This is a genomic window from Nocardioides sp. GCM10027114 (assembly GCF_042659625.1).
In the GTDB taxonomy this organism is placed as follows: domain Bacteria; phylum Actinomycetota; class Actinomycetes; order Propionibacteriales; family Nocardioidaceae; genus Nocardioides.
Genome location: NZ_JBHSSS010000019.1, coordinates 170,113 through 183,004, shown reverse-complemented (window position 1 = coordinate 183,004; position 12,892 = coordinate 170,113). Strand labels below are relative to the sequence as shown.

Annotated in this window: 14 protein-coding genes; 5 read left to right on the top strand and 9 right to left on the bottom strand. The window is 72.5% G+C overall.

Features of this window, described 5'->3' with window-relative positions; translation table 11 throughout:
• Positions 1-30: 30 nt before the first annotated feature.
• The 5 genes from ACFP2E_RS09195 to ACFP2E_RS09175 form a co-directional block, all read right to left on the bottom strand.
• Positions 31-918, bottom strand: a complete 888-nt coding sequence (locus ACFP2E_RS09195) for a hypothetical protein (protein ID WP_378523333.1) — start codon at positions 916-918, stop codon at positions 31-33.
• Positions 919-1,071: 153 nt separating this feature from the next.
• Positions 1,072-2,223 carry a tRNA dihydrouridine synthase DusB gene (dusB, locus tag ACFP2E_RS09190; RefSeq protein ID WP_378523332.1) on the bottom strand — a complete coding sequence of 384 codons (1,152 nt, stop codon included), beginning with the start codon at positions 2,221-2,223 and terminating at the stop codon, positions 1,072-1,074.
• A gap of 61 nt (positions 2,224-2,284) precedes the next feature.
• On the bottom strand, positions 2,285-3,007 hold the full coding sequence (locus ACFP2E_RS09185; protein ID WP_378523331.1) for a hypothetical protein: 723 nt from the start codon (positions 3,005-3,007) through the stop codon (positions 2,285-2,287).
• A gap of 27 nt (positions 3,008-3,034) precedes the next feature.
• Entirely contained in the window at positions 3,035-4,435 is a 1,401-nt protein-coding gene (locus ACFP2E_RS09180; protein ID WP_378523330.1) for a glycine--tRNA ligase, read from the bottom strand.
• A gap of 111 nt (positions 4,436-4,546) precedes the next feature.
• The gene (locus ACFP2E_RS09175; protein ID WP_378523329.1) at positions 4,547-4,867 is read right to left on the bottom strand and encodes an antibiotic biosynthesis monooxygenase family protein; all 321 of its coding nucleotides are present in this window, start codon (positions 4,865-4,867) and stop codon (positions 4,547-4,549) included.
• Positions 4,868-4,959: 92 nt separating this feature from the next.
• Between ACFP2E_RS09175 and ACFP2E_RS09170 the strand changes: the two genes are divergently transcribed.
• The 4 genes from ACFP2E_RS09170 to ACFP2E_RS09155 are packed head-to-tail and all read left to right on the top strand — an operon-like array spanning position 4,960 to position 8,198.
• Positions 4,960-5,925: a metal ABC transporter substrate-binding protein gene (locus ACFP2E_RS09170; protein ID WP_378523327.1), complete on the top strand. Its 966-nt coding sequence runs from the start codon at positions 4,960-4,962 to the stop codon at positions 5,923-5,925.
• Positions 5,922-6,731, top strand: coding sequence for a metal ABC transporter ATP-binding protein (locus ACFP2E_RS09165; RefSeq protein ID WP_378523326.1), 810 nt, complete (start codon positions 5,922-5,924; stop codon positions 6,729-6,731). Before ACFP2E_RS09170 ends, ACFP2E_RS09165 begins: the two co-directional genes overlap by 4 nt.
• On the top strand, positions 6,719-7,714 hold the full coding sequence (locus ACFP2E_RS09160) for a metal ABC transporter permease (RefSeq protein WP_378523325.1): 996 nt from the start codon (positions 6,719-6,721) through the stop codon (positions 7,712-7,714). Before ACFP2E_RS09165 ends, ACFP2E_RS09160 begins: the two co-directional genes overlap by 13 nt.
• A 58-nt stretch (positions 7,715-7,772) precedes the next feature.
• A complete protein-coding gene (locus ACFP2E_RS09155) occupies positions 7,773-8,198 on the top strand; it encodes a Fur family transcriptional regulator (protein WP_378523324.1) in 426 nt (141 codons plus the stop codon).
• Between the two features lie 31 nt (positions 8,199-8,229).
• On the opposite strand, the gene ACFP2E_RS09150 is transcribed toward ACFP2E_RS09155, so the two are convergent.
• The gene (locus tag ACFP2E_RS09150; RefSeq protein WP_378523323.1) at positions 8,230-8,469 is read right to left on the bottom strand and encodes a hypothetical protein; all 240 of its coding nucleotides are present in this window, start codon (positions 8,467-8,469) and stop codon (positions 8,230-8,232) included.
• 129 nt (positions 8,470-8,598) lie between these two features.
• The gene (locus ACFP2E_RS09145) at positions 8,599-10,299 is read right to left on the bottom strand and encodes a sensor histidine kinase (RefSeq protein ID WP_378523322.1); all 1,701 of its coding nucleotides are present in this window, start codon (positions 10,297-10,299) and stop codon (positions 8,599-8,601) included.
• A 74-nt stretch (positions 10,300-10,373) separates the two neighbouring features.
• Between ACFP2E_RS09145 and ACFP2E_RS09140 the strand changes: the two genes are divergently transcribed.
• Entirely contained in the window at positions 10,374-11,138 is a 765-nt protein-coding gene (locus tag ACFP2E_RS09140; RefSeq protein WP_378523321.1) for an isoprenyl transferase, read from the top strand.
• Between the two features lie 4 nt (positions 11,139-11,142).
• On the opposite strand, the gene recO is transcribed toward ACFP2E_RS09140, so the two are convergent.
• Positions 11,143-11,871: a DNA repair protein RecO gene (recO, locus tag ACFP2E_RS09135; protein ID WP_378523320.1), complete on the bottom strand. Its 729-nt coding sequence runs from the start codon at positions 11,869-11,871 to the stop codon at positions 11,143-11,145.
• A gap of 57 nt (positions 11,872-11,928) precedes the next feature.
• A complete protein-coding gene (locus ACFP2E_RS09130; RefSeq protein ID WP_378523319.1) occupies positions 11,929-12,822 on the bottom strand; it encodes an alpha/beta fold hydrolase in 894 nt (297 codons plus the stop codon).
• Positions 12,823-12,892: the final 70 nt, after the last annotated feature.

Sequence of the window (12,892 nt, the reverse complement as noted above, 5' to 3'; positions counted from 1 at the left end):
GCTCGTTCCTCACCCGCCACTGCTCGCTCCTCAGTACGTGGTCACGTGCACGTGGTCGTAGTGGTTGGCCGTGGAGGAGCCACGGTCCTCCATCCAGCGCCAGCCCTCGCCGGCCCGGTCGACCGACCAGATCTGCTGCGAGTAGATGAGGTAGCTGACGCCGAGCTCCTGGTAGTTCGCCTTGATGAACTCCGCGACCTGCCAGCCACGCTCGCCGCTGACCATGATGTCGATGGCGATGCCCTGCGAGTGCTCACCGTCGCTGCGGAAGGTGCCGTAGCTGGTGAGCTCGGGGAAGTTGGCGCAGACGGCCTGGTGGACGGCCACGACGTTCGGGCTCACGCCGGACGGCACGGAGGACCCGTTGGTGCAGGTCGCGTCGGCCTCGACCTCGGCGGGCTCGGCCTCCTCGGGCTCCTCCGCCGACGGCTTCTCCTGCGAGAGGTAGCCGAGGGTGACCCAGCGCGACCTGCCGTCGACGACGACCTCGGCGCGGTCGGTGGTGCGGCGACCGGTCACGAGGACCTTCTTGCCCTCCTCGAGGAGCCCGACCTTCTTGGCCTTCTTGGTCGGGTCGTTCCAGAGGTTGAGCGGAGCGGTCGTCCACAGCTTGGTGTCGGCCTTGCGGATCGCCTTCTTGGTGGCGACCTTCTCCATGTACTCGTCGAGGATGTCGCGGTACTCGGCCATGTCCATGCGGGAGGCGGACCGGGTCACGACCTGCCGCTCCTCGCGCTCGGTCTGGTAGACGCTGGCGGAGTTGCTGGCGATGATCTCGTCCTGGGCGGAGGAGTCGGACCCGAGGACCCCGAGGCCGACGGCGGAGGCCGTCGCCACGAAGGCGAGGGGGCCCGCGATGAACTGGGCCTTGGGGAAACGGCGGGCATCGGTGTCCCGCTTGTGGCTGTTGTGGGCCACAGCGCTGATCCTTTGCTGTTGCTGACAAGGGAAGCGCCCGGTCCCCCCAAACCGACGCGCGGCCAACGACTAAAGCACACCGGCACCCGCCGCGGGCAAATCCGGGCCGCCGCCACGCGGGGTGTTTCCCGTCACCCGCTCGTGACCGGGCCGTTACCCGCCCGTGATCTCCAGCGCCTCTTCCTGCACCTGGCAGCCGCTGCCGTCGGTGTCGTCGAGCCAGCCCTCGGGCAGCACGACGCGCTGCCGCGGGGATCCCTGCCGGCCGCGCGGGGTGCCGAGCTCGGCGACCGGGAACGGCTCGTCGCCGTCGAGACCGGCGAGCAGCTCGTCGAGCGCGGCGAGGCTGTCGACGAGGGCCAGCGAGTGGCGCAGCTTGCCGCCGGCGGAGAAGCCCTTGAGGTACCAGGAGACGTGTTTGCGGAACTCCTTGCAGCCGCGCTCCTCCCCCATGTGCTCGCTCAGCAGCTCGGCGTGCCGGCGCATCATGGTGCGCACCTCCCCGAGCGTGGGAAGGGTCGCGACCTCCTCGCCCGCGAACGCGGCGGCGAGGTCGCGGAACAGCCACGGCCGGCCGAGGCAGCCACGCCCCACCACGACGCCGGCGACGCCGGTCTGCTCGACCATGCGCACCGCGTCGGCCGCCTCCCAGATGTCGCCGTTGCCGAGCACGGGGATGTCGACGTGCTCGACCAGCCGGGCGATCGCCTCCCAGTCGGCCTGGCCCGAGTAGGCCTGCGCGACGGTGCGCCCGTGCAGCGCGATGGCCGCGGCGCCGGTCTCCTGGGCGATCCTGCCGGCGTCCAGGTAGGTGAGGTGGTCGTCGTCGAGACCCTTGCGGGTCTTCATCGTCACCGGCACGTCGTACGGCGCGGCCGCCGAGACCGCGGCGGTGAGGATGTCGGCGAGCAGCCCACGCTTCCACGGGAGGGCACCGCCGCCGCCCTTGCGGGTGACCTTGGGGACCGGGCAGCCGAAGTTGAGGTCCACGTGGGCGACGCCGTACTCGCCGCAGAGGATCTCGGTTGCCTTGCCGACGTACGTCGGGTCGGTGCCGTAGAGCTGGACCGACCGGACCGACTCGGCGTCGTCGAAGACCAGCATCTTCTGCGTGGTCTCGTCGCGCTCCACCAGTCCGCGGCTGGTGATCATCTCGCAGACGTAGAGCCCGGCGCCCTGCTCGGCACAGAGTCGTCGGTAGGCGGCGTTCGTGATCCCCGCCATCGGCGCGAGCACGACCGGCGTCTCGACGCGCAGCGACCCGAGCGTCAGCGAGGTGGGCAGGGCGGTGGGCATGCGCCCCATTGTCGGCGACAGACCCCACCGCTCCCAAACGGAGCCGCGGCGCGCAGCGGCTCCCGCCGGGTCAGCCCTGCTTGCCGTCCGACTTCTTGCCCGGCTTCTTGTCGGACTTGCCGGCCGCCTTCGCGGAGCCCGACTTCTTCTTCGCGGAGTCGCCGGCAGCCTTGGTGACCTCGCCGGTCCACGTGATCGGCACGAAGTCCTCGGTGGGCCGGAAGCTGGCCGCGACCAGGTCGCCGTTGTCGGGCGCGAGGTAGACGAGGCAGGCCTTCGTCGACGCGCCTGCGCGGAACTTCCCGGGAAGGGTCTCGCCCGCGCACGCCTTGAAGCTGCTCGCGAAGGTCGACGCCTCGAGCAGCCGGTTGTCGCCGTCGACGCCGTAGAGCGGCACGCGGCGCCCCCCGAGGTCGGTCTCGCCGACGTTGGTGACCTCGGCGTGCACGAAGAAGGGCGTGGTCTCCCGGATCGCGTCGGTGATCTGCCAGCCGACGAACATCTTGAAGCTCGCCCGCTCCATCCGGGTGACCTTCACGTCGAGCGCGCCCACGGTCTGCTGGTCGGGTCGCCAGGCCACCGTCGCGGTGTCGCCGACCTCGAGCTCGCTGCCCTGCGCGGTCAGCTCCACCTCCTCCGGCACGGGAAGGTAGGTCTCCCCGGCCGACGGCGAGGCGTCGGCCGGGCCGGCGGCCTCCGGCTCGTCACCGCCTCCGGAGCAGGCGCCGAGGACGAGCGTCGCCGCGAGTGCGGCGCCGGTCAGCGCACGGCGGGTGCGGGCAGGCTGCAGCATGCGAGCAGTGTGCACGACGAGAAACCCTCAGCAGCCGACGAAACGCTCGGCGAAGTAGGACGTGATCGAGTCGAGACCGATCCGCTCCTGCTTCATCGTGTCCCGCTCGCGGACGGTGACGGCGTGGTCGTCGAGCGTGTCGAAGTCGACGGTGACGCAGTAGGGCGTGCCGATCTCGTCCTGGCGGCGGTAGCGGCGACCGATCGCGCCGGAGTCGTCGAACTCGACGTTCCAGTTGCGGCGCAGCTCCGTGGCGAGGTCGCGCGCCTTCGGCGAGAGGTCGGCGTTGCGCGACAGCGGCAGCACGGCCACCTTGACCGGCGCCAGGCGCGGGTCGAGGCGCAGGACGGTGCGCTTGTCGACGCCGCCCTTGGTGTTCGGCGCCTCGTCCTCCTGGTAGGCGTCGATGAGGAACGCCATCAGGCTGCGGGTGAGGCCGGCCGCCGGCTCGATGACGTACGGCGTGTAGCGCTCGTTGGTGGCCTGGTCGAAGTACGACAGGTCCTGGCCGGAGAACTGACTGTGCTGGGCGAGGTCGAAGTCGGTGCGGTTGGCGATGCCCTCGAGCTCCTCGAAGTCGCGACCCGAGAACCCGAAGCGGAACTCGATGTCGACGGTCCGCTTGGAGTAGTGGCTGAGCTTCTCCTGGGGGTGCTCGTAGTGCCGCAGGTTGTCGGGGCTGATGCCGAGGTCGGTGTACCAGCGGGTCCGCTCGTCGATCCAGTACTGGTGGAGCTCCTCGTCCTCGCCGGGCTTCACGAAGTACTCCATCTCCATCTGCTCGAACTCGCGGGTCCGGAAGATGAAGTTGCCGGGGGTGATCTCGTTGCGGAACGACTTGCCCATCTGGGCGATGCCGAACGGCGGCTTCTTGCGGCTCGAGGTCACGACGTTCTGGAAGTTCAGGAAGATGCCCTGCGCAGTCTCGGGCCGCAGGTAGTGGATGCCGGAGGCGTCCTCGATGACCCCGAGGTAGGTCTTGAGCATCATGTTGAACTCGCGCGGCTCGGTCCACGCGCCGCGGGTGCCGCAGTTGGGGCACGCCACGGACTCGTTGATGTCCACCGTGTCGGGGTCCTCGATCCCCTTCTTGGACGCGAAGTCCTCCTGCAGGTGGTCCTCACGGAACCGCTTGTGGCAGGACTGGCACTCGGTCAGCGGGTCGCTGAAGGTGCTCAGGTGACCGCTGGCCTCCCAGGTGCGCGTCGGCAGGATGACGCTGGAGTCGAGACCGACGACGTCCTCGCGCGCGGTCACCATGGACTTCCACCACTGCCGCTTGATGTTCTCCTTGAGCTCCACGCCCAGCGGGCCGTAGTCCCACGCGGAGCGGGTGCCGCCGTAGATCTCCCCGCACGGGAAGACGAAGCCGCGCCGCTTGCACAGCGAGACGACGTGGTCGAGGGTCGAGGCGGGAGGCTTGGCCACTGGAGCTCCTTGGGAATGGCCGGCTGGCTGCCGGTCGGTTCGTGGTGGTCGACCACGCGGGCAGGACGGGGTCCCGTCGGGGACCGTCCGTGGTGGTGTGCGTGCGGTGCCTCAGCCTAACGAGCGGCTGCCGGCCACGTTGAGGTCGGCTCCCGGGTCGGCGGGCTCGTAGGCGCTGGGCTCGTCGAGCGCGCGGCCGAGCAGCGGCACGGCGTGCAGCTTCACGTCGTACGACGACAGCGCACGGCGGTAGGCACCGACGTGCTCCCAGGTGGTGACGAGCGCCCACAGCTCGGGGTCGTCGACGTTGCGACCGAGCTGGCCGGCGAGGTACCCGGGGCGGGCTGCGAGCGCGGCAAGGGCGCGCTCGGCGTCGGCGCGGAAGACGGGGGCGTCGGCCTCGGGGACACGGAAGCGGGTGACGACGAGCACCCGTGGAGCCTAGACCCCGCCGCGCCGCCCACCCCTCGCCCGTCGCGGTTGAGATTTTGACAACCATTCTCACTGGACTGAGAATCGTTCTCATGCTATTCCGCTCCACCCCTGGCCGCCGCATGGCCGCGCTCGCCCTGACCCTCCCCCTCGTCGCGACCGGTTGCGGCGCGCTGACCGGCGATGCCGGGGAGACCGAGGGCGGCGTGGTCGCGGCGTTCTACCCGCTGGCCTTCGTCGCCGAGCGGGTGGCGGGCGAGCACGTGCCGGTCAGCAACCTGACCGCCGTGGGCGGCGAGCCGCACGACCTCGAGCTCACCGTCGAGGAGACCGCCCGCCTCGCCGGCGCCGGCCTCGTGATCCACCAGCAGGGCTTCCAGCCCGCCGTGGACGACGCGGTCGAGCAGAACGTCGAGGGCGACGTCCTCGACGTGACCGACGTCGTCGACCTGCGTCCCGCGACCGACCACTCCGAGGAGGGCCACGCGGACGAGGAGCACGCGGACCACGCCGACGACGAGGAGCACGAGCACGAGCACGGCGACACCGACCCGCACTTCTGGCTCGACCCGCTGCGCATGGCGGACGTCGCCGACGCGGTGGCGGACCGGCTCGCCGACCTCGACCCCGACCACGCCGAGGAGTTCGCGCAGAACGCTGCGGCGCTGCGCGCCGACCTCGAGGCGCTCCACACCGAGTACGCCGACGGGCTGGCCTCCTGCGAGCGCGACACGGTGGTCGTTAACCACGACGCCTTCGGCTACCTCGCGGAGTACGGCCTGCACCTCGAGCCCATTGTCGGTCTCTCCCCCGACGCCGAGCCCACCCCGGCGGACCTTGCCCGGCTCCAGCGCCTCATCCGCGACGAGGGCATCACGACGGTGTTCGCCGAGCGGCTCGACAGCCCGCAGGCGGCCGAGGCCCTCGCCGGCGACCTGGGCATCGACGTCGAGGTCCTCGACCCGGTCGAGGGACTGACCACGGAGACCCAGGGCGACGACTACCTTTCCCTCATGCGCGCCAACCTCGAGCTGATCCGGGAGGCGAACGGCTGTTGAGCATCGTCGAGCTCCGGGACGCGGGCGTCGCGATCGGGGGGCGCCCCGTCCTGCGCCACGTCTCGCTGGCCGTGCCGGCCGGCGAGTTCGTCGCGCTGATGGGTGCCAACGGCTCCGGCAAGTCGACCCTGGTCCGTGCGCTCACCGGCCTGCGCGAGCTGAGCGAGGGCTCCGCGAAGCTGTTCGACACCCCCGTCGGCGACTTCCGCGACTGGCACCGCATCGGCTTCGTCCCGCAGCGGGCCAGCGCCGTGAGCGGTGTCCCTGCCTCGGTGTGGGAGGTCGTGGCGGCAGGCCGGCTCACCCGGCGCAAGCTGCTCCGGCCGCTCCGCCGTGCCGACCGGGCGGCCGTCCAGGACGCACTCGACCTGGTGGGCCTCGCCGACCGGGCACGGGACGCCGTGGAGACGCTGTCAGGCGGCCAGCAGCAGCGGGTGCTGATCGCCCGCGCGCTGGCCGGTGACGCCGAGCTGTTCCTCCTCGACGAGCCCACGGCCGGGGTGGACCTCCCCAACCAGCGGGCCCTCGCTGACGCCCTCGCGGTGCTGAAGCAGCGCGGGGCCACCGTGGTGCTGGTGGCCCACGAGCTGGGGCCGCTCGCTGCCCTGGTCGACCGCGCCGTCGTCATGCGCGACGGCCGGGTGGCGTACGACGGTCCCCCGCTGGCCGAGGACGAGGTCCACGGGTCCGGGCTGGACGGCGACCACGCGCACCACCGCCGGTCGGTGCAGCACCCCTTCACGCCACACGTCGCCTCGCCCCTCGACGCCCCCGCAGAACGGGAGGAGCGCCCGTGGACATCCTGACCGCCCCCTTCATGGTGCGGGCCCTGCTGGCCGCCGTCTTCACGGGGCTCGCCGCCCCTGCGGTGGGCACCTACCTCGTGCAGCGGCGGATGGCGCTGATGGGCGACGGCATCGGCCACGTCGCGGTGACCGGCGTCGCCGTGGGCCTGCTGACCGGTGCCTCCCCGACCTGGACCGCGGTCGTCGTCGCCGTGCTGGGCGCGGTGACGATCGAGGTCATCCGCGAGCGCGGCCACGCCAACGGCGACGTCGCACTGGCGCTGCTGTTCTACGGCGGCATCGCGGGCGGCGTGCTGATCACGGGCCTGGCCGACCAGAGCGCCAGCCAGCTGCACGCCTACCTGTTCGGGTCGATCACGACGATCTCCCCGGCGGACGTGTGGTTCACGATGGGCCTCGCGGCGATCGTGCTGGTGGTGGCCGTCGGCCTCATGCCCCAGCTGTTCGCGGTCGCCCACGACCAGGAGTTCGCCCGGGTCGCGGGGCTGCGGGTCCGCGCCTACAACGTGCTGGTGGCCGTCCTCGCGGCGGTGACCGTCACGGTGGCGATGCGCACCGTCGGCCTGCTGCTGGTCTCGGCACTGATGGTGGTGCCCGTCGCGACCGCCCAGCAGCTGACCCGGAGCTTCCGCACCACCCTCGGTCTCGCGATGGCGCTGGGGCTCGCCGCGTCGGTCGGTGGGCTGGTGCTGTCGGCCTTCGCGTCGTACCAGTGGCGCGTGGCGCCCGGTCCGACGATCGTGGTGCTCGCGCTGGTCGGCTTCGTGGTGGCCTGGCCCGTCGGCGCCGCGCTGCGCCGCCGCGCCCGGCTGCGGGCACCCTTCCCCGAGGTCGAGCCGGTGGGCCACGATCCGACCGGTGACCACCCGCACCAGCACGGTCCCGACTGCGGCCACCTCGCGGTGCCTCACGGCGACCACGTGGACTACGTGCACGACGGCCACCGGCACGCGCCCCACGACCAGCACTACGACGAGCACTAGCCTCACCCGAGACCGCCCACCAGCGGCCCCCAGCGGCACCAGGAGCGACGAGGACGACATGACGAGCAGCGACCGACCGACCGACGCGACGGCACCCGCCCTCGCGGGCGCCCGGCCGACCCGCCAGCGTCGGGCCGTGGCGGAGGTGCTCGGCACCTTCGACGACTTCCGCTCTGCCCAGGAGATCCACGAGCTGCTCGGCCGGCAGGGCGAGCGGGTCGGCCTCGCCACCGTCTACCGCACCCTCCAGCGGCTGGCCGAGGCCGGCGAGATCGACGTGCTGCGCACCGAGGAGGGCGAGGCGGCCTACCGCCGCTGCTCGACGTCGCACCACCACCACCTCGTCTGCCGCTCGTGCGGGTCGACCGTCGAGGTCGAGGGCCCGGCCGTGGAGCGCTGGACGAACACGATCGCCGCCGAGCACGGCTTCGAGGACGTCAGCCACACCCTGGAGATCTTCGGGACCTGCCCCGCCTGCCGCTGACGAGGCCGTCCCCCCCGACGCCGCACGCCCCTCAGCCCACCTTGTCGATCCAGCGTGTGAGCCGTCCGTCGCCGTCGACTTCGTGAAACGCCGGGGGGCCGGGAACCGGGTCGTCCCGGAGGGTGGCAATCACTTCTTCGGCACCGCGCAGCTCCTCTTCGATGCCGGTCGTCCAGTGCACGTCGGGAGCCAGGAAGCGCTCGAGGCGTACCCAGTCACGGCGCTCGATGAGCGTCAAGATGTTGCCCACGACAGGGACCTGCTCAGCCACCCGTACCAGCCCTCCCGAATCCGCCGCGCCACAGGTGAGAACAGCGATGGTATTCCCTTCCGCAGGCCCGCGCCGTGCTTGGGTCCGCGCTTGCCGCGAGGGTTGAAGACCGGCTCCAGCAGCGCCCGGTCAGACCAGCCGCAGCTGCGGCGCGTGCTCCGGGGCCTGCTCCGGGGCGGGGAGCACCACCCGGAAGACGCTGCCGCGCCCCGGCTCGCTCTCCACCTCGATCCGCCCGCCGTGCCCGTCGACGATCGCGCGGACGATGCTGAGTCCCAGCCCGATCCCCTGGATCGCCCGCCGCTCCGCCTCGCGGGCTCGGTAGAAGCGCGTGAAGAGCTGCTCGAGGTCGAGGGCGCTGATGCCGATGCCGGTGTCGGCGACGGCCAGCTCGGCCCCCTCTGCCGTCTCGGTGAGCGTCAGGGTCACCCGCCCGCCCGTCGGGGTGTACTTCACGGCGTTCGAGAGCAGGTTGTCGACGACCTGACCCATCCGGCGGACGTCGACCGAGGCCGGCAGGCTGTCGGGCACGTCCACGTCGAGCTCGAGCCCGGCGGCGGCCACGGACGGCGCGACGGCGGCGAGTCGTTCACGCACGACCACGGCGAGGTCCGCGGGCTCGCGGGACACCGGCATCGGACCCTGCTCGAGCTTGGCCGACTCCAGCAGGTCCGAGACCAGCCGGGCGAGCCGGTCGGCGTTGCGCGCGACGACGTCGAGCTGGGCGGGAGCGTCCGAGGTCCAGCCCTCCTCCCGCAGCAGGTCGACGTACCCCACGACCGACGTCAACGGGGTGCGGAGCTCGTGGGAGACCGCCGCCACGAAGTCGTCCTTGCTGCGCAGCGCGAGCATGAAGTCGGTGACGTCCTTGTAGGCGAGCGCCGCTCCCGCGAAGGCGCCCGCCTGGTCGTGGACGGCCCGTGCCGAGACCGAGAGGGCGCGGCGCGTGGCCGGGTCCTCCCCGACCCAGATCCGGCAGTCGTCGAACTCCTCGCCGCGGCTGGCGCGCCACGTGGGCATCTCCTCGCGAGTCAGCCGCGTGGTCCCGTCGGGGCCGAAGACCAGCCCGAGCTGTCCGGCGCGGCCGGCGTGGCCGTCGGGGTAGGCGAGGTGCATGAAGTCGAGGTGGCGGCGGTTCATGGTCTGGTAGGCGCCGTCCCCGTCGAGCAGCACCAGCCCCACGTCGACGGTGTCGAGGATCGCGGCCGCGATGCGCCGGTGGTGGTCGGCCGAGACCATCGCGCGCCCGAGCTCCTCGCGCTGGCGCTCCATCTCCGCGAACGCCATCCCCGCCCGCTCCAGCCCCACCGCGACCACGAGCGCGGCCCACGCGGCGACCACCGGCAGCAGCACCATCCGCGCGAGCAGCTCCCCGTCGCTCCCGAGCAGCAGGACCGGCGGCAGACCCACGAGGAGAAACGTGGTCAGTCCGACGACCGCAGCGCCGCCACGCCCGGCGTGGCGGCCGAGCCACACCGCCGGCACCGCCGCCAGCAGCGCGGTGGACGCGGCGCCGACCTGGTCCAGCCGGACGAGGCCGATCGCCGCGAGGTCGAGAACGGGCAGCGCGCCGACCGCCCACGGCGGCAGCAGCCGCCACGGGAGCAGCCACGCAGCGGCTGTCAGCGCGACGACGAGCACCGCACCGACGCCGCGCCCCGACCACACCGCGGGACCGGTCAGCCCCGCGATCCCGGAGCTCCGCAGCGCCGTGTCGACGACGTACAGCGCCAGGAACGCCGTCTGCGGCACCCCCGGGTGGAGCTCGTCCCCGAGCAGCAGCATCCGGCCCGCCGAGATGCTGCGCGCGCGAGCGTCCCTGGTGCCCATCGGCGTCCCCCTGTGTTGTCCCCCGCGCCCAGCATGGCAGAGCCCGGGGACCGACGCCCCGTATCCTGCCCGCTGTGAAGCGAACGGTGCGGCCCCCCACGCCCCATGCATCCGGAGCCACTCCGCCGCCGGTCCCGCGCGAGCTCGTGCCCCGGCACGTCGCCGTCGTCATGGACGGCAACGGCCGCTGGGCCGCCGAGCGCGGCCTGCCCCGGACGGCAGGCCACGAGCAGGGCGAGCACTCGCTGTTCGACGTCGTCGAGGGCGCCATCGAGATCGGGGTGAAGGCGATCTCCGCCTACGCCTTCTCGACGGAGAACTGGTCGCGGTCCCCCGACGAGGTGAAGTTCCTCATGGGCTTCAACCGCGACGTCATCCGCCGCCGCCGCGACGAGATGCACGAGCTCGGCGTCCGCGTCCGCTGGGCCGGGCGGACACCCCGGCTGTGGAAGTCGGTGATCCGGGAGCTGCAGGTCGCCGAGGAGCTCACCCGCGACAACGACGTCCTCACGCTGACGATGTGCGTCAACTACGGCGGTCGCGCGGAGATCGCCGACACCGCCCGCGCCATCGCGCAGCAGGTCGCCGCGGGACGGCTGAAGGCGGACAAGGTCGACGAGAAGGTGTTCGCGCGCCACCTCTACGTGCCCGAGCTCGCCGACGCCGACCTCGTGTGGCGGACGTCGGGCGAGCAGCGGCTGTCCAACTTCATGCTGTGGCAGGCGGCGTACTCCGAGCTCGTCTTCAGCGACGTGCTGTGGCCCGACGTCGACCGCCGCGACCTGTGGCGGGCGATCGAGACGTACGCCCGGCGCGACCGCCGCTACGGGTCCGCCTGAGGAATCAGCGCTCGAGGTGCTCGAGCGAACGCAGCCCGCGCTCGAGGTGCCAGGCGAGGTAGGCCGCCACCACGCCGCTGGCCTCGCGGAGGTGGCGCGGCTCGGTCACCTCGACCGTCGGCCAGTCGCCGGCGAGCAGGGCGCCGAGCGCGACGAGCGCCTCGGGTGACGGGTTGGCCGCCCCGGGCACCCGGCAGGTCGCGCACAGCACGCCACCCGCCGCCGGGCTGAACCACCGGTGGGGGCCCTCGAGGCCGCAGCGCACGCAGTGGTCGAACGACGGGGCGTAGCCGGCGACGGCGAGCGAGCGCAGCAGGAAGGAGTCGAGCACCTGGTGCGGGCCGCGCTGCCCGGACGCCATCACCCGCAGGCCGCCGACGAGCAGGAGGAACTGCTGGAGCGCCGGCTGCCGCTCCTCCGGGACCAGCCGGTCGGCCGTCTCGAGCATCACGGTCCCCGCGGTGTAGCGGTCGTAGTCGAGGCCGATCTCGCCGGAGAACGGCGTCAGGGTCTCCGCCTGCGTGATGGTGTCGAGGTTGCGACCCTCGGCGAGCTGCAGGTCGACGTGGGTGAAGGGCTCGAGCCGGGAGCCCCACCGCGAGGTGGTACGGCGCACGCCGCGCGCGACGGCACGGACCCGCCCGTGGTGGCGGGTCAGCAGGGTGATGATCCGGTCTGCCTCACCCAGCTTGTGGGTGCGCAGCACGATCGCCTCGTCGCGGTAGAGCGGCACCCCTCCATTGTCGCCCCTGCCACCGGCGGGCGGGGATACCGCCTCCGGGCGGCGCGCTCAGGCGCCGGAACGCCGGTCGTGGCCCGACCTGCCCGCCCGGCCGGAGCGGCGCCGGCGCGGCCGGTCCTCCCAGCACCCCAGCGCGAAGTCGATCGCCGCTTGGTTGAGCCGCTCCGGGTGGCTCCGCCACTCCAGGATGCTGCGCGCCTGCACGAACGTCGCGTTCGGCAGCTCGTCGGCCAGCATGGCCGCGTCGGCGGCGGGGTGGATCGGGTCGCGGGCGTGGCCGACCACGAGGGCCGGCGCGGTGATCTGTCGACGGTGCCGGGACGAGGGCGCCACGCGGCCGAAGAAGAGTCCGTGGACCACCGCGGCCATCGCCTCGGGCCGCTGGTCGAGCGTGTCGAGCGCGATCCCGACCCAGAAGGGCACCAGCCCGCGCGGCACCGGCCTCGTCACGGCGCGGATCGCCGAGACCGCGGCCGGCAGGAACCGGGCGGTGAACATCAGCGGGGCGAACGCGAGGATGCCGGCCTCCACGGCGTTGTCGAGCACCGGCATCTCGGCGACGATGCCGCGCACCCGGTCGGGTGCCAGCGCCGCCACCTCCAGCGACACGTTGGCGCCGAGCGACGTGCCGCCCACGACGGCCTGGTCGGCGCCGAGGTGGTCGAGCAGGGCGATCACCTGCTCGCCGAAGGCCGTCATCGAGTAGACACGCGGGTCCGCAGGGCGGTCGGAGCGGCCGTGGCCGAGCAGGTCGAGGGTGACGACGTGCAGGCCCTCGGCGGCCAGCGCGCGGGCGAGCGGCTGCTGCATCCGGCGTGGCATGAGCTGTCCGTGCAGCAGCACGACCCATGCGTCGCCGCTGCCGTACTCGGTGTACTCGAGCCGGTCGCGCGACCCGTGCTCCTCCAGGAAGAACTGACCGATGCGCTCCGAGACCAGCATGCGGGCACAGTAGCGGCTCCTGCTCCGTCAGGCGGGACCTTGGACCCGGTCCGGACACGCTCCGGCGATT

Bases quoted from the DNA above. Each gene is read 5' to 3' on its own strand.
- dusB (WP_378523332.1), bottom strand. From the start codon at position 2,223: ATGGGGCGCATGCCCACCGCCCTGCCCACCTCGCTGACGCTCGGGTCG.
- ACFP2E_RS09185 (WP_378523331.1), bottom strand. From the start codon at position 3,007: ATGCTGCAGCCTGCCCGCACCCGCCGTGCGCTGACCGGCGCCGCACTC.
- ACFP2E_RS09170 (WP_378523327.1), top strand. From the start codon at position 4,960: ATGCTATTCCGCTCCACCCCTGGCCGCCGCATGGCCGCGCTCGCCCTG.
- ACFP2E_RS09155 (WP_378523324.1), top strand. From the start codon at position 7,773: ATGACGAGCAGCGACCGACCGACCGACGCGACGGCACCCGCCCTCGCG.
- ACFP2E_RS09145 (WP_378523322.1), bottom strand. From the start codon at position 10,299: ATGGGCACCAGGGACGCTCGCGCGCGCAGCATCTCGGCGGGCCGGATG.
- ACFP2E_RS09130 (WP_378523319.1), bottom strand. From the start codon at position 12,822: ATGCTGGTCTCGGAGCGCATCGGTCAGTTCTTCCTGGAGGAGCACGGG.